This is a genomic window from Williamsia soli (genome assembly GCF_017377795.1).
Lineage (GTDB): Bacteria > Actinomycetota > Actinomycetes > Mycobacteriales > Mycobacteriaceae > Williamsia > Williamsia soli.
This window is the reverse complement of record NZ_JAFRDR010000002.1, coordinates 344,939-365,541: the sequence shown is the minus strand read 5'-3', so window position 1 is coordinate 365,541 and position 20,603 is coordinate 344,939. Positions and strand designations below refer to the sequence as shown.

20 protein-coding genes are annotated in these 20,603 nt (G+C 64.8%); 13 read left to right on the top strand and 7 right to left on the bottom strand.

Annotation, left to right across the window (positions count from 1 at the left end):
* Positions 1 to 10 precede the first annotated feature (10 nt).
* The gene (locus tag J3S28_RS06270) at positions 11 to 1,348 is read left to right on the top strand and encodes a M20/M25/M40 family metallo-hydrolase (protein WP_207838866.1); all 1,338 of its coding nucleotides are present in this window, start codon (positions 11 to 13) and stop codon (positions 1,346 to 1,348) included.
* 67 nt (positions 1,349 to 1,415) lie between these two features.
* Positions 1,416 to 1,958: a YbhB/YbcL family Raf kinase inhibitor-like protein gene (locus J3S28_RS06265; protein ID WP_207838864.1), complete on the top strand. Its 543-nt coding sequence runs from the start codon at positions 1,416 to 1,418 to the stop codon at positions 1,956 to 1,958.
* 87 nt (positions 1,959 to 2,045) lie between these two features.
* Here J3S28_RS06265 and J3S28_RS06260 read toward each other — a convergent pair whose 3' ends face one another.
* The 3 genes from J3S28_RS06260 to J3S28_RS06250 form a co-directional block, all read right to left on the bottom strand.
* Positions 2,046 to 3,152: a quinone-dependent dihydroorotate dehydrogenase gene (locus J3S28_RS06260; RefSeq protein WP_207838862.1), complete on the bottom strand. Its 1,107-nt coding sequence runs from the start codon at positions 3,150 to 3,152 to the stop codon at positions 2,046 to 2,048.
* Positions 3,149 to 3,364, bottom strand: a complete 216-nt coding sequence (locus tag J3S28_RS06255; RefSeq protein WP_372435949.1) for a DUF5703 family protein — start codon at positions 3,362 to 3,364, stop codon at positions 3,149 to 3,151. The genes J3S28_RS06260 and J3S28_RS06255 overlap by 4 nt, the downstream gene beginning before the upstream one ends.
* 74 nt (positions 3,365 to 3,438) lie before the next feature.
* Positions 3,439 to 4,455: a YncE family protein gene (locus J3S28_RS06250; RefSeq protein WP_207838858.1), complete on the bottom strand. Its 1,017-nt coding sequence runs from the start codon at positions 4,453 to 4,455 to the stop codon at positions 3,439 to 3,441.
* Positions 4,456 to 4,553: 98 nt separating this feature from the next.
* On the opposite strand from J3S28_RS06250, the gene J3S28_RS06245 reads away from it, so the two are divergent.
* The 6 genes from J3S28_RS06245 (at position 4,554) to J3S28_RS06220 (ending at position 9,430) form a co-directional block, all read left to right on the top strand.
* Complete coding sequence (locus tag J3S28_RS06245; protein ID WP_207838855.1) at positions 4,554 to 5,396, top strand: undecaprenyl-diphosphate phosphatase; 843 nt, start codon at positions 4,554 to 4,556, stop codon at positions 5,394 to 5,396.
* Positions 5,397 to 5,487: 91 nt separating this feature from the next.
* Positions 5,488 to 6,186, top strand: coding sequence for an MSMEG_4193 family putative phosphomutase (locus J3S28_RS06240; protein ID WP_207838852.1), 699 nt, complete (start codon positions 5,488 to 5,490; stop codon positions 6,184 to 6,186).
* Positions 6,187 to 6,289: 103 nt separating this feature from the next.
* A complete protein-coding gene (locus J3S28_RS06235) occupies positions 6,290 to 6,952 on the top strand; it encodes a DUF3090 domain-containing protein (protein WP_207838849.1) in 663 nt (220 codons plus the stop codon).
* A gap of 7 nt (positions 6,953 to 6,959) precedes the next feature.
* Entirely contained in the window at positions 6,960 to 7,796 is an 837-nt protein-coding gene (locus J3S28_RS06230) for an SCO1664 family protein (RefSeq protein WP_207838846.1), read from the top strand.
* A gap of 63 nt (positions 7,797 to 7,859) precedes the next feature.
* Positions 7,860 to 9,110 (top strand): cysteine--1-D-myo-inosityl 2-amino-2-deoxy-alpha-D-glucopyranoside ligase, encoded by a 1,251-nt coding sequence (gene mshC / locus J3S28_RS06225; RefSeq protein WP_207838843.1) that lies wholly within the window; start codon positions 7,860 to 7,862, stop codon positions 9,108 to 9,110.
* Between the two features lie 11 nt (positions 9,111 to 9,121).
* A complete protein-coding gene (locus tag J3S28_RS06220; RefSeq protein ID WP_084836915.1) occupies positions 9,122 to 9,430 on the top strand; it encodes a hypothetical protein in 309 nt (102 codons plus the stop codon).
* Positions 9,431 to 9,659: 229 nt separating this feature from the next.
* On the opposite strand, the gene J3S28_RS06215 is transcribed toward J3S28_RS06220, so the two are convergent.
* From J3S28_RS06215 to J3S28_RS06200, 4 genes are all read right to left on the bottom strand, one after another.
* Positions 9,660 to 9,974, bottom strand: coding sequence for a Rieske (2Fe-2S) protein (locus tag J3S28_RS06215; protein WP_207838841.1), 315 nt, complete (start codon positions 9,972 to 9,974; stop codon positions 9,660 to 9,662).
* A complete protein-coding gene (gene nirB, locus J3S28_RS06210; RefSeq protein ID WP_207838839.1) occupies positions 9,971 to 12,463 on the bottom strand; it encodes a nitrite reductase large subunit NirB in 2,493 nt (830 codons plus the stop codon). Before nirB ends, J3S28_RS06215 begins: the two co-directional genes overlap by 4 nt.
* Complete coding sequence (locus tag J3S28_RS06205; protein WP_207838837.1) at positions 12,463 to 12,810, bottom strand: molybdopterin oxidoreductase; 348 nt, start codon at positions 12,808 to 12,810, stop codon at positions 12,463 to 12,465. Before J3S28_RS06205 ends, nirB begins: the two co-directional genes overlap by 1 nt.
* A 94-nt stretch (positions 12,811 to 12,904) precedes the next feature.
* The gene (locus J3S28_RS06200; RefSeq protein WP_207838836.1) at positions 12,905 to 13,786 is read right to left on the bottom strand and encodes a PAC2 family protein; all 882 of its coding nucleotides are present in this window, start codon (positions 13,784 to 13,786) and stop codon (positions 12,905 to 12,907) included.
* A gap of 51 nt (positions 13,787 to 13,837) precedes the next feature.
* On the opposite strand from J3S28_RS06200, the gene metH reads away from it, so the two are divergent.
* From metH to hisG, 5 genes are all read left to right on the top strand, one after another.
* Complete coding sequence (gene metH / locus J3S28_RS06195; protein WP_207838834.1) at positions 13,838 to 17,416, top strand: methionine synthase; 3,579 nt, start codon at positions 13,838 to 13,840, stop codon at positions 17,414 to 17,416.
* Positions 17,417 to 17,488: 72 nt separating this feature from the next.
* A complete protein-coding gene (locus tag J3S28_RS06190) occupies positions 17,489 to 18,703 on the top strand; it encodes an acyl-CoA dehydrogenase family protein (RefSeq protein WP_207838832.1) in 1,215 nt (404 codons plus the stop codon).
* A gap of 59 nt (positions 18,704 to 18,762) precedes the next feature.
* Positions 18,763 to 19,455 carry an HAD family hydrolase gene (locus J3S28_RS06185; protein ID WP_372435948.1) on the top strand — a complete coding sequence of 231 codons (693 nt, stop codon included), beginning with the start codon at positions 18,763 to 18,765 and terminating at the stop codon, positions 19,453 to 19,455.
* Positions 19,421 to 19,702 carry a phosphoribosyl-ATP diphosphatase gene (locus J3S28_RS06180; RefSeq protein ID WP_206186764.1) on the top strand — a complete coding sequence of 94 codons (282 nt, stop codon included), beginning with the start codon at positions 19,421 to 19,423 and terminating at the stop codon, positions 19,700 to 19,702. Before J3S28_RS06185 ends, J3S28_RS06180 begins: the two co-directional genes overlap by 35 nt.
* A 50-nt stretch (positions 19,703 to 19,752) precedes the next feature.
* On the top strand, positions 19,753 to 20,598 hold the full coding sequence (hisG, locus tag J3S28_RS06175) for an ATP phosphoribosyltransferase (protein ID WP_207838827.1): 846 nt from the start codon (positions 19,753 to 19,755) through the stop codon (positions 20,596 to 20,598).
* Positions 20,599 to 20,603: the final 5 nt, after the last annotated feature.

Sequence of the window (20,603 nt, the reverse complement as noted above, 5' to 3'; positions counted from 1 at the left end):
GAATGTGCAGGTGAACGACAAAGCAAAGCGTGCCACCGACGAAGTCGTCGAGTTGGTCAGCAGGCTGATTCAATTCGACACCAGCAATACGGGCGAACTCGCGACCACCAAAGGCGAGGCCGAGTGCGCCCGCTGGGTGCAGCAACAACTCGAGGAGGTCGGTTTCGAGACCGAGTATCTGGAGTCGGGTCAGCCCGGGCGCGGCAACGTGTTCGCGACGCTGCCCGGAGCCGATCGCGGTCGCGGCAAACTGTTGCTCCACACCCACCTCGACGTGGTCCCGGCGGAGCCCGCCGACTGGAGCGTGCACCCGTTCTCGGGCTCGGTGAAAGACGGCTACATCTGGGGCCGTGGCGCCATCGACATGAAAGACATGGTCGGGATGGCGCTCGCGCTTGCTCGTCAGTTCAAGCAACAGGGCACTGTTCCGCCTCGCGACATCGTGTTCGCGTTCCTGGCGGACGAAGAGGCGGGTGGCAAGTGGGGGTCGCACTGGCTGGTCGCCAACCGCCCCGATCTCTTCGAAGGTGTCACCGAGGCCGTCGGAGAGGTGGGCGGGTTCTCACTGACGGTCGACCGCCCCGACGGCACCCAGAAGCGGCTCTATCTCGTCGAGACAGCCGAAAAGGGCATCGCGTGGATGAAGCTGACCGCAACGGCCACCGCGGGCCACGGTTCCTTCCTGCACGAGGACAACGCCGTCACGATCCTGTCCGAAGCGGTGGCGAAACTCGGTAAGCACCGCTTCCCGCTCGTGATGACCGAATCGGTGTCCCAGTTCCTTGCGGCGGTGTCCGAGGAGACCGGTCTGGAACTCGATCCCGACACCCCGGATCTGGAGACCGTGCTGTTCAAGATCGGCAGCATCGCGAGGATCATCGGGGCAACGTTGCGCGATACTGCCAACCCGACGATGCTGCAGGCCGGTTACAAGGCCAACGTCATCCCGCAGACCGCCACGGCTGTCGTCGACTGCCGGGTGCTGCCGGGCCGGCAAGCGGCGTTCGAAGCCGAGGTCGATGAACTCATCGGACCGGCGGTCACCCGGGAATGGGTGACAAAGCTGGACTCGTACGAGACGACGTTCGACGGTGACCTCGTCGATGCGATGAACAACGCGATTCTGGCCCACGATCCGCAGGGCCGGACCGTGCCTTATATGTTGTCGGGTGGAACCGACGCCAAAGCCTTTGCCCGACTTGGTATTCGGTGCTTCGGGTTTGCTCCCTTGAAGTTGCCGACCGACCTCGACTTCGCCGCACTGTTTCATGGCGTCGACGAACGGGTACCGGTCGAATCGTTGTTGTTCGGGACAGAAGTTCTCGAACATTTTCTGCTACACAGCTGAACCGGTGCACCAGCGCGGCCACTCACGCATCATGAAGTGGTCACCTACGGAAAGGATGCGAACAACGATGTCGAGGTATAACCCGTACGACGCACTACCTTCTCTGCCCACGTTCACCCTCACCTCCGAGAGCCTCACCGACAATTCCTCGCTCACCACCCCCCAGGTGTCGGGAATCATGGGCGCAGGCGGCGAAGACGTGTCGCCTCAGTTGAGCTGGTCCGGATTCCCCGAGGAGACCAAGAGTTTCGCGGTGACGGTCTATGACCCCGAAGCGCCGACCGCCTCGGGTTTCTGGCACTGGGCCGTCGCAGACATCCCGGTCTCGGTGACCTCCCTCGCTGCAGGTGTCGGTGACGGGTCCGAGGGCGCGCTGCCCTCTGGCGCGGTGGCGCTCAACAATGACGCGTCTCTGCCGCGGTTCATCGGAGCTGCGCCCCCGCCCGGTCACGGCGTGCACTACTACTACACGGTCGTGCACGCGGTGGACGTCGAAAGTCTCGGTCTGCCCGACGGCGCGACACCGGCGTACCTGGGGTTCAACCTGTTCTCGCACGCAATCGCGCGGGCCATCATCACCAACACCTATGAGCGTCCCGACGGCGACTAGTTCGGACTGAACCACACACCCAGCTCGTTCAGGCAGAACCAGGTGTTGCAGCACCTGGTTGCGCCTGGACGGGCTGGGTTTGTGAGCCTACCGTTTCGCTGCTGCGCTACCCACGGCGTCGGAGATCGAACCGTAACCGGCGTCTCGTACCCGCTGCGCGAGTCCTCGGTGTATCTGCTTGGTCCACAACGGACCTCCGTAGATGAATCCGGTATAGCCCTGGATCAGGGAAGCGCCTGCGCAGATGCGCTCCCACGCCTGCTCGGGCGTTTCGATCCCACCGACGCTGATCAATGCCATACGGGTACCGACTCGTGCGTACAAGCGACGCAGCACCTCGAGTGAGCGATCCGCAAGGGGTGCACCGGACAACCCGCCTGCGCCATAACGTTCGACGTCCGAGGGCGCTGATACGAGTCCGTCGCGACTGATCGTCGTATTCGTGCAGACGATGCCGGCGAGGCCCAACTCGAGTGCGAGGTCGGCGATTTCGTCGATGTCCTCGTCGACCAGGTCCGGTGCGATCTTGACCAGTACGGGGATGTCGACCGCGCCCAGAACCGCTCCGAGCAACGGTCTTAACGATTCGACCGCCTGCAGGTCGCGAAGTCCGGGGGTGTTCGGTGAGCTGACGTTCACCACGAGAAACTCGGCGAGTGGCGCGAGCAGACGCGCACTGATGAGGTAGTCGGCGACCGCGTCGCTCGCCGGAACAGCCTTCGTCTTTCCGATGTTGGCGCCGATCGGCACCATCGTGGTGGTCGCTTTCCGCTGCTTGAGCAGATTGGCCGCGGCACCGGCGCCGTGGTTGTTGAAACCCATCCGGTTGACGAGTGCCCTGTCCTGCGGCAGCCGGAACAGACGCGGCGCCGGATTTCCTGGCTGTGGCTCGCCGGTGACCGTGCCCACCTCGGCGAAACCGAAGCCAAGGGCGCCCCACGCGTCGACGGCCTCGGCATTCTTGTCGAACCCGGCGGCGAGCCCGAGCGGGGCGGGGAAGTCGATACCGAAGACGCGGGTACGCAGCACCGGATCGTCGACGACGAGCACACGAGCCACGAGTGCGCGCAGCAGGTTGACCCGGCCCACCCAGCTGATCAACCGCGCCATCGCCCGGTGGATCCGTTCGGGTGGAATTCGGAACATCAGTGCGAGCAGCGCGCCGTAGAGCCGCCGGTACAGCGGATCCATCATGCGCTCATCTCGGTGTTCGGCTGATCGGTCGACGCCAGCCGCGGACGTCGTCTGCGGAGCAGTACTTTTCGGCTGCCATCGGCGTACAGGCGTACGCGGGACAGTTCCCAGCCACCGAATTCCGCCTGGATCGACAGCCGCATCGATGCCGAGACGCGCGTGACGTCCGGGGGGAGACGCAGCGGGATGTACTCGTAGTCATCCGCTGACATGTCCCATTCCCTTGGAAAACCTCGGGTTCGCTTACCTGCCACCATGACCACCCTTCACTGCCGCGAATGCCGCCTCACTGCTGGTCGGGGTCGATGACCTGCAGGCCCTCACCCCGGGCCGAGAGCAGGTAAACCGTCCCGCTGTCTGGATCCACCACCATGGAGTCGGCTTGACCGACCGTCGTGAACTGTCGCGTCTGGACCGGGGTGCCGGAGGCCAGTTCGTACGCTGTCACCTTGTTGTCGCCGGTGGTCGCGACCCACGCCAGGTTGTGTGTGTCGTCATAGCCTACGGCGTAGGGGCCGAACGCCACCGGATAGCGGAACTTGTTGACGAGCGGGTCGCCGCTGAATGCGAGAAACTCGCCCCCCTTGGTGTCCGTGGTCAGGAAACGCCCGAAATGGTCGACTGTGAGGTTTGTCGCACCGTCGCCGGATCGCAGCGCCACACCCAGATCGTCGCCGCCGATGTCGACCTGCGTCACCGACGACTGCGCCCGGTCGAGCGCGACGACCTGGCCGTTGTGCTCGGCGAGGGCATCGACGCGAACGAGACCGGAGATGGTTTTCTCAATGCCCCCATCTGCGCCCACGACGGCGATCTGGCCGAGGTCGTTGCCCACCAACGTCTGACCCTGGGAGGTCAGCACCGCCGACAACGGTGTTCCCGGCAGATCGGTTCTGACCACGTCGCCGGTGGCCGAGTTCACCCTGAGCAGGGCATGGGGAATGAGGACTTGCAGCACGCCGTTCGCGAAGGTTCCGAACCCGGATGCTTTGTCGCTCAACCCGACTGTGCGCGTCGGAGTCGAGAGCGCCGCTGTCGGGCGGAACTGCACCGACCTGCCGTCCGCCGACAGGACGGCCACTTGTTCGGTACTCGAGCAGTACGCCAGCGCGCCGCCGGCGTCCGGCATGGGGACGACCTGGCCGGCAGGTGCGCCGGCCTCGACGACCGGTGCCGCGATCGGCGTCTGCGGCGCGATCGTCGGGACGTCGGGAGTGTCCCCGGAATCAGAACATCCCGCCAGCACAGCCACCACCGCAGCTGCCGCCACCGTCACCACGCCAGCTCTTGCACGCACATTCATGAGACCCATCTTGCTGGTTCCCGCGCGCTGCGCCGAAATCCGGCTCGTCAGATACGTCGGAGGGGGAGTGGACGGCGGATTCCAGTAGGCTCTGCGCGGTGACGGACACGATGAGTTGGGCCCAGTCGATCGTCTTGGGGGCCGTTCAGGGGCTGACCGAATTCTTGCCCGTGTCGTCGTCCGGGCATCTGCGGATCGTTTCCGAGATCTGGTTCGGGGACGACGCCGGGGCATCGTTCACAGCGGTCACGCAGCTCGGAACCGAAGCAGCAGTGCTGGTGTTTTTCGCGAAGGACATCGTCCGGATCATTGCGGCCTGGTTCCGTGGCCTGTTCGACGCGTCCAGACGCGACCTCGATTATCGGATGGGCTGGTACGTGATCATCGCCACCATCCCGATCGGCGTCCTGGGATTCCTGTTCAAAGATCAGATCCGTACCGGTGCCCGGAATCTCTGGCTTGTTGCGGCGATGCTCATCGTCTTCTCGATCGTCATCGCCGCGGCCGAGCACTTCGGGCGCAAGGAGCGGCCGATCGAGAAGCTGACCACACGGGACGGTCTGGTGATGGGGTTCGCGCAGTGTCTCGCGCTGATCCCCGGTGTTTCACGCTCCGGCGCCACCGCCAGCGCGGGTCTGTTCATGGGCCTCAAACGCGAAGCAGCGGTCCGGTTCTCGTTTCTCCTGGCGATACCAGCGGTGACCGCGTCCGGTTTGTTCAGCCTGCCCGATGCGTTCGACCCCAGCGGTGACGGCATGGAGGCGCCCGGACCCCAACTGCTGGTCGCCACGGTGATCGCCTTCGTGGTCGGATACGCAGCCATCGCCTGGCTGCTCAAGTTCGTCGCGAACCACTCCCTGTACTGGTTTGTGGGATATCGCGTGATCCTCGGCATCGTGGTCATGGGCCTGCTCGCCGGCGGAGTCATCAGCGCGACGTGACGACCTCGGGGGTCGCCGTGCGCGCACTCCTGCCGCCCTTCTGACCTGCGCCACCGCAAGCGGGTGCGCACTTCCGCATAAGGTGAAATACGTGACGGTCATATTGCTACGCCACGGACGCTCGACAGCGAACACCTCAGGTGTGCTGGCCGGCCGGACCCCAGGGATCGATCTCGACGACCACGGTCGTTCTCAAGCGACCGCGTTGATCGAGCGGATCGCCGCGGCGGGTCCCCTGGCGGCCGTCGTCCGGTCGCCGCTACAACGCTGCGAGCAGACGGTGCTGCCGCTGGTCCAACACCTGGGTGTCGAGGAGATCATCGACGAGCGGCTCCTCGAGGTCGACTACGGACAGTGGTCCGGTCGCCCGATCAAGGAATTGCTGTCCGAACCGCTGTGGCGGGTCGTGCAACAGCAACCGTCTGCCGCAATCTTCCCCGGCGGTGAAGGCCTCGCGCAGGTGCAGGCGCGCGCGGTGGCGGCGGTCCGTGAGCTCGATGCCCGGTTCTCGGGCGAAGACGGTGCAGGCGTGTGGGTGGCGTGCTCGCACGGCGACGTCATCAAAGCGGTACTCGCGGACGCGATGGGGATGCACCTCGACTCGTTCCAGCGGATCGTCGTGGAGCCCGCATCGATGAGTGTCGTCCGCTACAGCGTCGCGCGGCCCTATGTGCACGCGGTGAACTGCACGTCCACCTTGCAGAAGTTGGGGTCGACGCCGAAGCACGAGGCCAAAGCCGAAGACAAACAAGCCGACGAAGCCGTTGTCGGCGGTTCCACCGGTACCTGAACGAAGAATCAGGCCCGGCTCCGGCGCGCCGGTCGCGGAACGTCCATGGTGTGGGCGAACCCGCCCCGAATGGGGATAATCAATTTCGAAGAACGGAGGTGCCATGGCCAGAGCGATACACGTCTTCCGCAGTCCGGACCGTTTCATCGCCGGAACGGTCGGCCAACCCGGCGACCGGACCTTCTACCTGCAGGCGATCCACGAGACCCGCGTGATCAGCGTGATGCTCGAGAAGCAGCAGGTACAGATACTCGCCGATCGAATCGGAGCGCTGCTCGAGGAGGTGCACCGCCGTTTCGGTACACCGCTGCCCGCGGAGCTCGCGCGGGTCGAGGATCTCAGTCCGCTCGTGATGCCCGTGGACGCCGAGTTCCGGGTTGGGACCATGGGTCTCGGGTGGGATTCGGAGTCCGAGGCGGTGGTGGTCGAACTGCTCGCCATCACCGAAGGTGAGTTCGACGAGAGCGTCGTCCTCGACGACACCGAGGACGGGCCAGATGCGGTCCGGGTGTTCTTGAGCACGGGCGCGGCGCGCGAGTTCGCGACGAGATCGTCCAGCGTCATCTCAGCGGGTCGTGAACCATGCCCTCTGTGCGGTGACCCGCTTGATTCGGCCGGCCACATCTGTGTCCGCACCAACGGCTACCGGCGCGACGCCGAGTTCGGGCCATCGCTCGAGTTCGTCGATCCCGACCTCTTCGACGACCCGAGCCTCGAAGGGGACGACGACACCGACGAGGGTCCGACCGCGGGGCCGGACAGGTAGCGATCACGTGAGTGCAGCAGCGCCCGAGCGTGAACCGCTCGACGTGGCGCAGATCCTCGCCGATGGCGACCTCGAACTCATCGGGCAGATCCGTTCGGCGAGCAACGCCACCCTGGTGTGCGACGCCGTCCTCGGGGACGACCGCGTCCGGTGCGTGTACAAACCCGTTCGGGGTGAGCAACCGCTGTGGGACTTCCCGGACGGCACCCTGGCCGGCCGTGAGGTCGCTTCTTTCCTCATCTCCGACGCACTCGGATGGTCGGTCGTACCGGTGACGCTGTTGCGAGACGGGCAGTTCGGACCCGGCATGGTGCAGCGTTGGATCGACACGCCCGAACCCGCGGACACGTTGCCTGCGCGCCTGGATCTGGTCGACCTGTGCTCGCCGGACCTGATTCCCGAAGGTTGGAAGCTGATCCTGTCTGCAATAGACGGTCGTGGTGAGGACGTCGCGTTGGTCCACGCGGATGATCCGCGGTTGCAGCGGATGGCCGTCCTGGACGTCCTCATCAACAACGCGGACCGTAAAGGTGGCCACGTTCTCGAAGGACTCGATGGCCAGGTCTACGGCGTCGACCACGGAATCTGCCTGCATACCGAGGACAAGTTGCGAACAGTGCTGTGGGGCTGGGCGAACCAACCGGTTCCCGCTCACCTCGTCGACGATGTCGAGGGATTGGTCCGCACGTTGGAGCAGGCGTCGTCGCCACTTCGCGACCGGTTGGCCGAGCTCATCACGCCCGCCGAGATCGACGCTCTGACGGAGCGGGCAATGGTGATGGTGGCTGATCCGGTGATGCCCGACGCGAACCGGTCCCGGCCGATTCCCTGGCCCGCATTCTGATACGACGGGCGTTCCGGCAGCCCTGACAGCGGTCGCTGCCGGCGTCGCCTTAAGGTGGTGTTCATGCAGTCGTGGTCTGACACCGTCGTTCCGCCCGTGCCCGGTCGGGGCCCGGCATTGAGGCTTTTCGACACCTCTGATCGGCAGGTACGTCCCGTCGTCCCCGGCCCCACCGCAACAATGTATGTGTGCGGCATCACCCCGTACGACGCAACGCATCTCGGCCATGCTGCGACCTATCTCGCGTTCGATCTCGTGAACCGGATCTGGCGTGACCTTGGTCACGACGTCCATTACGTCCAGAACATCACCGACGTCGACGACCCGTTGTTCGAGCGCGCCGAGCGCGACGGGATGGATTGGGTAGACCTGGGCCAGCGGGAGATCCAACTCTTCCGTGAGGACATGGCCGCATTGCGGGTGTTGCCGCCTCGTGACTACATCGGCGCGGTCGAATCGGTGGACGAGGTCGTCGAGGTGGTCGGCAAACTGCTGGCCTCCGGTGCCGCCTACATCGTCGACGATGCCGACCACCCGGACATCTACTTCCGGACCGACGCAACCGAACAGTTCGGCTACGAGTCGGGGTACGACTTGCCGGAGATGCATAAATTCTTCGCCGAGCGCGGCGGCGACCCTGACCGGCCGGGTAAGCGGGACCCGCTCGACGCTCTGGTCTGGCGAGCAGCTCGTGACGGGGAACCGTCCTGGGACTCGCCTCATGGCCCCGGCCGCCCTGGATGGCACATCGAATGCGCGGCAATAGCTTTGAATCGGATCGGTTCCGGTTTCGACGTGCAGGGCGGAGGCAGTGACCTGATCTTCCCGCACCACGAGTTCTCTGCAGCACACGCCGAGGCGTTGACCGGTGACCGCCGATTCGCAAAGCACTACGTGCACACCGGAATGATCGGACTCGACGGCGAGAAGATGTCGAAGTCGCGAGGAAACCTGGTCTTCGTCTCCACACTGCGTGCGGCACAGATCGACCCGGCGGCGATCCGGCTCGGGTTGTTCGCAGGGCACTACCGGCAGGACAGGGCATGGACAGATGGCGTTCTCGACGACGCCGTCAGCCGCCTCGACCGGTGGCGCCGTGCCGCGGCCCGCAACTCCGGACCGGCGTCTGCGGCGACGATCGAGCGTCTGCGCCAGCACCTCGCCGACGATCTCGACACTCCCAAAGCCATTGCCGCCATTGACGCCTGGGCCGGTGAGGCGCTAGACGGGTTGGGTTCGGACACCGATGCCCCGCGCGAGATCGCCGCGGCGGTCGACGCGTTGCTGGGCGTCCCGTTGACCGGGTCCCGGTAAGGTTTCTGACCGTGGCGAACGTTGAGGAGATCGACCCCGGTACGGCACAGGGCGTGTGGACCGTATTGACCCGCACCTCGACCTATCTGCTCGACTTCGGCGAGATGACGCTCCTGCGCGCACCCGGAGTCGGTGGTACAGACGATGAGTCCTGGTCGGTGAGCCGGCTCCGTCGGGACTCGGAGGACATCCCACTGCTCGGTGTGAAGTCGTGCCGCGTCGGCGAGTCCGCCCAATTCTGGGTGCGGGCCGCGGACGACCCCGACGTCCGGACCTGGCGAATCACCACCCCGGTCGTGTCGATCGAGCGGATCTCCTAGCCCATCGATCGTGCCGTTCATGCCGCCGATCGTGCCGTTGAAAGCGTCGATCGTGCCGTTTCCCGCCGCGAGCGGGCCGTTACGACGCCATGGGGGCGTAGGCCGTTGGCCTAAGGCCCACTCGATGTCGACGGAGGCCCGCTCGGCGCACGGAAGGGCCCGCTCGGCGCACGGAAGGGCCCGCTCGGTGCGCGGGAGGGCCCGCTCGGCGCGGGCCCAACGAGACGGGTCAGACCCAGAGATGGATCCGACCGTCGTGTAGCTCGGCCTTGAAGACCGGAAGCGGCTCGATGTCGCCGTTGGTACAGGCACCGTCGGCGAACGAGAAGGTGTACTGGTGCAGCGGACACATCACCTTCGTCGCGTCGGTCTGCCCATCCGCAATCGGACCGCCCCGATGCGGACACCGGGCGCCGAGGGCGCGCAACGTCCCGTCGCCCAGCAAGAACACCGCGACCTGCTGACCGTCCACCACGTAGGTGCGGCCCTCGCCAACGGTGAGATCGGTGATCGACCCCACGACACTTGACGTCGGCGCGCTCATCGGACCGGCACCAGTGGCAGCTTGATAAGCGGCAACGACGGGCTGAACTGTGCCGGCGACTTCGGTGCGAGCCGTTCTTTCCAGGGGTCGGTGTACGCGGCAGCCGAAGCGTTGATGCGCTCGGTCAGCCCGTCGACCACACCGTCGCGGTCGTCGATCAAGATCGCCTTGAGCTCGTCGATACCCACACGGGGTACCCACGCATACGTGCGTTCGAGCCACTTCGCCTGCTCGCGGTAGTACTGGATGAACACGCCGCAGATCCGGATGACTTCGTCGGCGCCCTGGGCGGTCGCGAGCAGGTCGCCCTTGCGGATGTGGGCCCCGGCTGCGCCACCGACGTAGATTTCCCACTTCCCATCGCCCACCGCGACAACGCCGAAGTCTTTGCACAGCGCTTCCGCACAGTTTCGCGGACACCCGGTGACCGCGAGCTTCAGCTTCGCGGGCGACTCCAGGCCCTGGTACTTCTCCTCGATGGCGATCCCGAGAGCAGTGGAGTCGTCGAGACCGAACCGGCAGAAGTCGAGTCCGACGCAGGTTTTGACCGTGCGGAAGCTCTTCCCGTACGCATACCCCGACGGCATGTCGAGATCTGCCCACACCTTTGGTAGATCCTCTTTCTTGATCCCCAGCAGGTCGATCCGCTGCCCGCCGGTGACCTTCACCATCGGGATGTCGTATTTCTCCGCGACGTCTGCGATTCGTCGCAATTGAGCCGGGTTCGTCACGCCGCCCTTCATCTGCGGGACGACGGAGAACGTGCCGTCGCGCTGGATGTTCGCGTGTACGCGGTCGTTGATGAACAGAGCGCCGCGTTCATCCTCCCAATCGGCGCCCCAGATGATGCGGAGCAGCGACGCGATCGGCATCTTGGCCGTCACGTCGTCGCCCTCGGGCGCCAGTTCGCCCAGGACCGCCGACACCGATCGCAGGTTGCGTTCCCTGATCTGGGCCATCAACTCGGGCTTGTCCATCGGGATCGCCGGGACATACCAGTCGGCCGACGGATCGACGGCGAGGTCGCCGCCGGCCGCGCACGCCACGATGTCACCGACGAGACCCTTGCACGAGCCGCAACCCTTGCCTGCCCTCGTCTTGGCAACCACGTCGCCGACGGTCTTCGCGCCTGCGTGCACACAGGCCACGATGTCGCCCTTCGTGACGCCGTTGCAGTTGCAGACCTGCACATCATCGGCCAACTCTGCAGCACCGGTCTCCGCGCTGGGCGTACCCATGTCGAACAACATGCTGATGCGTTCGTCGGGCAGCGGCACCTTGTCGTCGAATGCCTGGGTCAGGAAGTTGACCTTGCTGATGTCTCCGAGCAACATCGCACCGATCAGCTTGTTGTCGCGCACCACGACCGATTTATATGTGCCGCTGCGGGGTTCGTAGAACTGGACGAACTCATCGGTGTCGCGTTCTGGTCCCTTGACGCCCATCGCCGCAACATCGACCCCCGCGACCTTGAGTTTCGTCGTCAAACGCGAACCGTGATACGCGGCGGTGGGATCGGCACCGGTCAGCACGTCGGCGAGTACGACGGCCTGCTCCCAGAGCGGCGCGACGAGTCCGTAGACCTCGCCCCGATGCTGGCAACATTCGCCCACCGCATAGATGGAACCCTCGTCTTCGCAACGCATCTGGTCGTCGACCACGATGCCGCGTTCGATCACCAGTCCGCCGGCTCTGGCCAGTTCGACGTTCGGTCGGATACCCGCGGTGACCACGATCATGTCCGCGGGCAGCGAGGTGTCGTCGTTGAAACCCACGCCGGCAACCTCTCCGGCGTCGTTCCGGAGCACCGTGGTGGTGCGTTTGGACGTGTACACCCCGACACCGAGACCTTCGATCTTGTTGCGCAGCACCCGACCCCCGCGTTCGTCGAGCTGCTGGTTCATCAGGTGTCCGGGGGAGTGGACCACGTCGACGTCGATGCCCTGGGTGCGCAGTCCATAGGCTGCCTCCAGACCCAGCAGACCCCCGCCGATGACGACCGCGCGCATGTCATCACGCGACAACGCCATCTGGAGCATGCCGTTGGTGTCCTCGATGGTCCGGAAACCGAACACCCCGCGCGCCAGGCGCCCGTCGGGCTCACGGAGCCCGTCCATGTTGGGGAAGAAGGTGTTGCTTCCGGTGGCGATGATCAAGGTGTCGTAGTCGATGACGCGGCCGCTCTCGCAGGTGACCGATTTCGCGAATCGGTCGATCTGCATCGCTCGATCCCCCGAGAACAGCCTCACGTTGTTCTCGCGATACCAGGCCATCGGATTGAGCATGAGGTCGTCGTCGTCGATCGAATTCTCGCCGGCCAGGACGTGCGAGAGCATGATGCGGTTGTAATTGCCATACGGTTCGTCGCCGATCATCGTGATCTCGAACCGGGAGCCGCCGCCGCGCGACAGGATTTCCTCGACCGTGCGGGCACCGGCCATGCCGTTTCCGACGACGACGAGGCGGTCGAGTTGGGCCTGGTCCGTCATCAGAACTCCGCAAATCCGAAGTCGACGATTATTTCGCCCGTGCATCCCTCGGGTGCCGCGAAAACCAGTTCGAGCAGGGTGTCGGGATCGACGTCTTCGACGACTCGCAGAGGGACGTTCACCGACGACTTGGCTCCCATGGGGAACCAGCGCATCGGCTGTTGATCGCGGAGCAGTGTCACGTACACCAACTCGTCACTGCTGTTGCCGCCGCGGAAATACAACGGCTGAACGGTCATGCCGGCCGGGACCTGGTAGGCCAGCGAGGGGTCCAAGGGGGCTGCCTTGGTCAATCCGGTGCCGGTGAATGAGAAGACACCCTGCAGAAACTTCGGGGTACTGGACATGGGAGTCAGTGAACGGCAGCCTGATGAACCGCTACTTGCAGACGCGTTACGAACCGATTGTCAGGTACTCACCGACCACCCGAACCCGGGGTGATCACGCCCCGAAGCTGCCCCCGGGGCCGCGTCGGCGCAGATAGCGTTCGAACTCTGCTGCCAGGGCGTCACCGTCGATCTTCGACAGGGTCTCGTCCACACTCACCTCGGCGTCGCCTCGTTCTTCGAGGCCCCGAACGTAATCCGCGATCTCTTCGTCGTCTTCCGTCATCTCGGTCACTGCCCGTTCCCACTCCTCGGCCTGCTCCGGCAGTTCTCCGAGCGGGACCTCGACGTCGAGGACCTCTTCGAGATGACTGAGCAACGCGGCAGACGCCTTGGGGTTCGGCGGGGTGGACACGTAGTGGGGGACAGCGGCCCAGAACGAGATCGCCGGGATCCCGGCTTTGACGCATTCGTCCTGGAGCACCCCGGTGATTCCGGTGGGTCCCTCGTACCGGCTCTCCTCGAGCTTGAACTGTTTGGCCGACTCGCCGCTGTAGGCGGCGCCGGTGACCGGGACCGGTCGGGTGTGCGGGGTGTCGGCCAGCAGCGCCGCAAGGATCACAACGGTCTCAATGTGCAGTTCACGGGCGATCCCGAGGATTTCGTTGCAAAATCCGCGCCACCGCATGTTCGGTTCGATTCCCCGGAGGAGGACGATGTCTCGGTCCGCACCGGGCGGCGTACAGTACGAGATCGAGGTGGTCGGCCAATCGATCCTTCGGGTGACGCCATCGATCTGCTTGATCATGGGCCTGTTCACCTGGAAGTCGTAGTAGTCGTCGGAATCGATTTCGGCAAGAGGTACGGCGTCCCAGACGAGCTCGAGATGTTCCACAGCTCCGCTGGCCGCATCGCCGGCATCGTTCCACCCCTCGAAGGCAGCAACAAGCGTGGGGCGGCGCAAGCGTGGAAGGTTTGCGCTCTGCTCAGCGTTCACTGAACCAGCCTACGACCGAACACCGAGTGAGAGCGAACTACCCTGATAACCATGTCGTCAGCCACTTCACCAGCATTCGATTCGGGATTGCTCACCGCCATGAGTAAACGCGTCTTGATCGGTGACGGGGCCATGGGCACCATGTTGCAGGCGGCAGACCTCACCCTGGACGATTTCATCGGTCTCGAGGGCTGTAACGAGATCCTCAACGACACCCGACCCGATGTTCTCAAGGAGATCCACCGCGCGTACTTCGCTGCGGGCGCCGACGCGGTCGAGACCAATACGTTTGGCTGCAACCTGTCGAACCTCGGCGATTACGACATCGCCGATCGCATCCGCGAGCTGGCGTACAAGGGCACCCACCTGGCGCGTGAGGTCGCCGACGAGTTCGGTCCCAGTGCCGACGGCACCCCTCGGTTTGTCCTCGGTTCGATCGGCCCGGGCACCAAACTGCCGACTCTCGGTCATACGACGTTCGGCGTGATCCGAGATGCGTACAAAGAATGCGCTCTCGGAATGGTGGACGGCGGTGCCGACGCGATCCTGATCGAGACGTCCCAGGATCTACTGCAGGTGAAGGCCGCGATCCTGGGCTCACAGCAGGCGTTCGAGGAATTGGGTCGCCGCATCCCGATCATCGCTCATGTGACGGTGGAGACCACCGGCACGATGCTCCTCGGTTCGGAGATCGGAGCCGCCCTCGCGGCGCTGGAGCCGCTCGGTATCGACATGATCGGTCTGAACTGCGCCACGGGCCCCGCGGAGATGAGCGAGCATCTGCGCTACCTGACCAAGCACGCCCGGATCCCGGTCTCGGTGATGCCGAACGCCGGTCTGCCGCAACTGGGACCGAATGGCGCCGAGTACCCACTGACGCCCGAGGAGCTGGCCACCGCCTTGAGCGGCTTCGTCTCCGAGTTCGGCCTCTCGTTCGTCGGAGGCTGCTGCGGCACGACCCCAGAACACATCCGGCAGGTCGCCGAGGCGGTACGTGATGCCACCAAGGCCGAGCGCACGCCGGAGCACGAAGCCGAGGTCTCGTCGCTCTACAGTTCCGTCCCGTTCGCGCAAGACGCCAGCATCTTGATGATCGGTGAGCGCACCAACTCGAACGGTTCCAAGGCCTTCCGCGATGCGATGCTCGCCGAGGACTACCAGAAGTGCCTCGACATCGCGAAAGATCAGACTCGCGACGGCGCGCACATGCTCGACCTCAACATCGACTACGTGGGACGCGACGGTGCCGCGGACATGTCCGCACTGGCCAGCCGCCTGGCGACGTCGTCGACGTTGCCAATCATGCTCGACTCCACCGAGCCCGAGGTCATCGAAGCCGGTCTCGAGCACCTCGGTGGTCGCTGCGCGGTGAACTCGGTGAACTACGAGGACGGTGACGGGCCCGATTCCCGCTTCACAAAGATCATGAAGCTGGCGAAGAAACACGGCGCAGCAGTGGTGGCCCTGACCATCGACGAAGAAGGCCAGGCCCGGACTGCGGAATGGAAAGTCCGTGTCGCCGAGCGGCTCATCACCGACATCGTCGACAACTGGGGCATGGAAGAAGAGGACATCATCATCGATGCCCTCACCTTCCCGATCTCGACCGGTCAGGAAGAGGTGCGCCGGGACGCGATCGAGACGATCGAGGCGATCCGCACCCTGAAGGAACGTCATCCCGCCCTGCACTTCACGCTGGGCATCTCCAACGTCTCGTTCGGACTGAACCCGGCCGCGCGCCAGGTGCTGAACTCGGTGTTCCTCAACGAGTGTGTGCAGGCCGGTCTCGACACCGCGATCGTGCACGCGTCCAAGATCCTGCCCATGGCCCGGATACCCGACGAGCACCGGGAGATCGCGCTCGACCTCGTTTACGACCGCAGGCGTGAGGGCTACGACCCGCTGCAGAAACTGATGCAGCTGTTCGAGGGTGTCTCCGCTGCATCCGCGCGCGAGTCGCGGGCGCAAGAATTGGCAAAGCTACCTTTGTTCGACCGGCTGGAACGGCGCATCGTCGACGGCGAGCGGGCAGGACTCGAGGACGATCTCGACGAAGCCATGACCGAGGTTCCACCGTTGGAGATCATCAACAAGACATTGCTGTCCGGGATGAAGACCGTTGGTGAGTTGTTCGGGTCCGGTCAGATGCAACTTCCCTTCGTGCTGCAGTCGGCCGAGGTCATGAAGACAGCAGTCGCACATCTCGAACCGCACATGGAGGCCACCGGCGAAGACGGCAAGGGCCGTATCGTGCTGGCGACGGTCAAGGGCGACGTGCACGACATCGGCAAGAATCTCGTCGACATCATCCTGTCGAACAACGGCTACGAAGTCGTCAACATCGGTATCAAGCAACCGATCGCGACCATCATCGAGGTGGCCCAGGACAAGAACGCCGACGTGATCGGTATGTCCGGGTTGCTCGTGAAGTCGACCGTGGTGATGAAGGACAACCTCAAAGAGCTCAACACGCGGGGACTCGCCGCGAACTACCCGGTCCTGCTCGGTGGCGCGGCGCTGACCCGGTCGTATGTGGAGAATGACCTGAGCGAGACCTACGAGGGTGACGTGCACTACGCCCGTGATGCATTCGAGGGTCTTCGGCTGATGGACGACATCATGCTGACCAAGCGCGGTGGCGGACCGGACCCAGACAGCCCGGAGGCCATCGCAGCCGCAGAGAAGACCGCCGAGCGCAAGAAGCGCCACGAGCGGTCGAAGCGGATCGCCGAGAAGCGCAAGGCCGAAGCCGAACCGGTCGTGGTTCCGGAGCGTTCGGATGTCGCAGCGGGGTTACCGGTTCCCACGCCTCCGTTCTGGGGCTCGCGGATCATCAAGGGTGTCCCGATCGCGGAGTACCTGACCCTGCTCGACGAACGTGCGTTGTTCCTGGGGCAGTGGGGACTTCGCGGAGCCCGGGCCGGCGAGGGGCCGAGCTACGAGGACCTCGTCGAGACCGACGGCAAACCGCGGTTGCGGTATTGGATCGACCGGCTCACGTCCGAGAACATCCTGCAGCACGCTGCTGTCGTCTACGGGTACTACCCGGCGGTCAGCGAGGGTGACACGGTCCACGTGCTCACCGAGCCGCGCCCTGATGCGCCGATCAGGCACAGCTTCGAGTTCCCGAGGCAGCAGCGGAGTCGATTCCTGTGCATCGCGGACTTCATCAGACCACGATCCGAGGCGATCGAGACCGGGGTGGTCGACGTTCTGCCGTTCCAATTGGTGACGATGGGGCAGCCGATCGCAGACTTCGCCAACGTGCTCTTCGCAGAAGACGCCTACCGCGATTATCTCGAGGTGCACGGCATCGGGGTGCAGCTCACCGAAGCGCTCGCCGAGTTCTGGCACCAGCGGGTTCGCGAGGAGTTGCGCTTCGGCGATACCGCTATGGCCGCCGAGGATCCCGACAACGCTCAGGACTTCTTCGACCTCAAGTACCGCGGCGCGAGGTTCTCGTTCGGCTACGGCGCGTGCCCGAACCTCGAGGATCGGGCGAAGATGATGGACCTGCTCGAGCCCGAGCGCATCGGCGTGGAGCTCTCAGAGGAGTTGCAGCTTCATCCGGAGCAGTCGACGGATGCCTTTGTGCTGCACCATCCCGAGGCCAAGTACTTCAACACCTGAAATACCGGCGCAGTTGGATTCACCATGAACGGAAGTGGTGCCTTCGACGTGAGCGTGACCAACACTCGTGCCATGACAATCACAACTGCTGCCACCGCCGGTTCGGTCACCGATGCGGAACTCGACGCACGCTTTCGTCCGGTCTTCGATGCCATCGCGGGCGGTGCCACCGAACGGGAAGTCGACCGTCGGCTCGCCCACGACGAGGTACACAAACTCCGGGAGGCCGGACTGGGAGCCCTACGGGTGCCCGTGGAGTTCGGTGGGCTGGGAGCCTCTGTGCGTCAACAATTTCGGCTGTTGATCGACCTCGCCGCCGCCGAATCGAACCTGCCGCAGGCGCTTCGCGTGCATTTCAGCTTCGCCGAGGACCAGCGGCTCGCCGAACCGAGCGACGAGCGCGACACCTGGCTGCGGGCGGTGGCCGGGGGAGTCCTCGTCGGCAACGCCATCACCGAGCCCGGGGTCGGAGCCGTCGACCGCTACCAGACGCGGCTCACCCCCAAGGGCGACGGTTGGGTGCTGAGCGGGACCAAGTACTACAGCACGGGATCCCTGTATTCGAACTACATCCTCGTCGCTGCCGACAAGGACGGGGAGCGTGTGTCCGTCCTTGTCGATGCGGACGCCGACGGCATCACCCAGCACGATGACTGGGACGGATTCGGCCAACGGCTCACGGCCAGCGGCACAACAGAATTCAATGACGTCATCGTCACCGCCGATCGGATTCTCGGCCCGGGGTACGGGGGAGCGGGCAAGACCTATGCCACCTCATATCTCCAACTCGTCCAATTGGCCGTGCTCGCGGGTATCGCCCAGCGGGCGACCGACGACACGGCACAGTGGGTACGCGACCGCACTCGCTCCTACACCCACGCGGCAGCCGACCTGCCGCGAGAGGACCCACTGGTCCAGCAGGTGATCGGCAAACTGTCTGCTGCGGCGTTCACCGCGCGGACCGCGGTCCTCGCCGTCGCCGACATCCTCGATGAGGTGCTGGTGGACGCGACCACCGCAGCGGACCCGGAACTGCTGGACCGCGCAGAACTGGCCGCCGCCCAGGCCCAGCTCACCGTGATCGATCTGGTACTCCGCGCCACGAACGACCTGTTCGAGGTCGGCGGCGCGTCCATCACCTCGGAGAGCTTGCGGCTCGACCGCCACTGGCGCAACGCGCGGACGATCTCCGTGCACAATCCGACGATTTTCAAGAGCCAGGCCATCGGTGCGAACGTTCTCAACGGCACCGAGCTCCCGTTCGCCTGGAGCGCCGGCAACCGCTAGCTCAACGTCGGCGCACAACCGATTTCGGTTCACGGTCCCTGGTCGGCAAGTATGTGGGGGTGACCGATCTACCGAAAGCCGCGTTGTTCGACATGGACGGAACCCTTCTGGACTCCGAAAAGCTCTGGGACATCGCGATGGGCGATCTCGCCGCCGACCTGGGCATCGTGATGACCCACGAACTCCGGGAATCCACGCTCGGCAACTCGATGAACGATGCGCTGACGAAGGTGTTCACGGCGGCCGCAGTGCCTGCCGACGACAGGGACTATCGCGGGCGCGGGGCTTGGTTGCGCGACCGGGTGTCGACGTTGTTCGCAGCCGGGATCCCGTGGATGCCGGGCGCTCGAGATGCTCTGGACATGATTGCCGCCGAGGGCATTCCACTCGCGCTGGTGACCAACACCGAACGTGTGTTGACCGAGCAGGCACTCGACACGATCGGTCGGGACCGGTTCACGGCGACGGTCTGCGGCGACGAGGTGACGGTGGGCAAACCCGCGCCGGACCCGTATCTACGAGCAGCGACTCTGCTGGGGGTCGATGCGGCCGACTGCTTGGCCTTCGAGGATTCACCGACGGGCACCCAGGCGGCGACCACAGCCGGTTGTGCTGCGATCGTCGTGCCTTCCGCGGCTCCGGTCCCGGACGGCCCGCGACGCACGACTCGTCGAAGTCTCGTCGGGCTGACCCTCGCTGAGGTCGCGGCTGCCTTCAATGGGAGAATTGGGCACCGTGAAGACCTTCGATGAACTGTTCGCCGAACTGACCGACAAGGCCGCTACCCGACCCGAGGGCAGTGGCACGGTCGCAGCCCTGGACAAGGGCGTGCACACCCTCGGCAAGAAGATCATCGAGGAAGCCGGCGAAGTGTGGCTCGCAGCAGAGCACGAATCGTCCGAGGCGCTGGGTGAGGAGATATCTCAGTTGCTGTACTGGCTTCAGGTGATGATGATCAAACGCGGTCTGACGACCGACGATGTCTACAAGCATCTGTGATCGCGATCCACCCCAGTACCTGCCCCAACCTCTGCCGATAGGACCCACCCATGCTGCGCGTTGCCGTTCCCAACAAGGGGGCGCTCTCCGAGTCGGCCGCCGAGATCCTCAGTGAGGCCGGCTATCGTCGCCGCTCGGACTCGAAGGATCTGACCGTTCTGGATCCGGCCAACGAGGTCGAGTTCTTCTTCCTTCGCCCTAAAGACATCGCGATCTATGTCGGTTCCGGTGAGCTCGACCTCGGTTTGACCGGTCGCGATCTCGCTCTCGACTCCGGCGCCGACGTCGAGGAATGCCTCGCCCTCGGGATCGGGACCTCGACGTTCCGGTATGCGGGACCGAACGAGCGGGAATGGACGGTGGCAGATCTCGCGGGCAAGCGCATCGCCACGTCCTACCCGAATCTGGTCCGCGCCGATCTTGCCGCGCGCGGCATCGAGGCAACGATCATCCGGTTGGACGGCGCCGTCGAGATCTCCATCCAGCTCGGCGTGGCAGACGCCATCGCCGACGTCGTGGGTTCGGGTCGCACCCTCAAGCAGCACCAGCTGTCGGCGTTCGGCGAATCGCTCTGCGATTCGGAAGGTGTTCTGGTGCAGCGTGCCGGCGCTGAGCGCACCAAGGCTGCGCAGCGCTTCATCGCCCGCGTCCAGGGTGTGGTCTACGGACAGCGCTACGTCATGCTCGACTACGACTGCCCGAAGTCGCTGCTCGAAGCGGCAATGAAGATCACGCCAGGTCTCGAATCACCCACCGTCGCACCGATGGCGGACGAGAACTGGGTGGCTGTCCGGTCGCTGGTACCGCGTAAGCAACACCAGAATCTGATGGACGAGCTGTCGGAGCTCGGCGCCAAGGCGATCTTGGCGTCCGACATCCGCTCCTGCCGCTTCTGACCCCG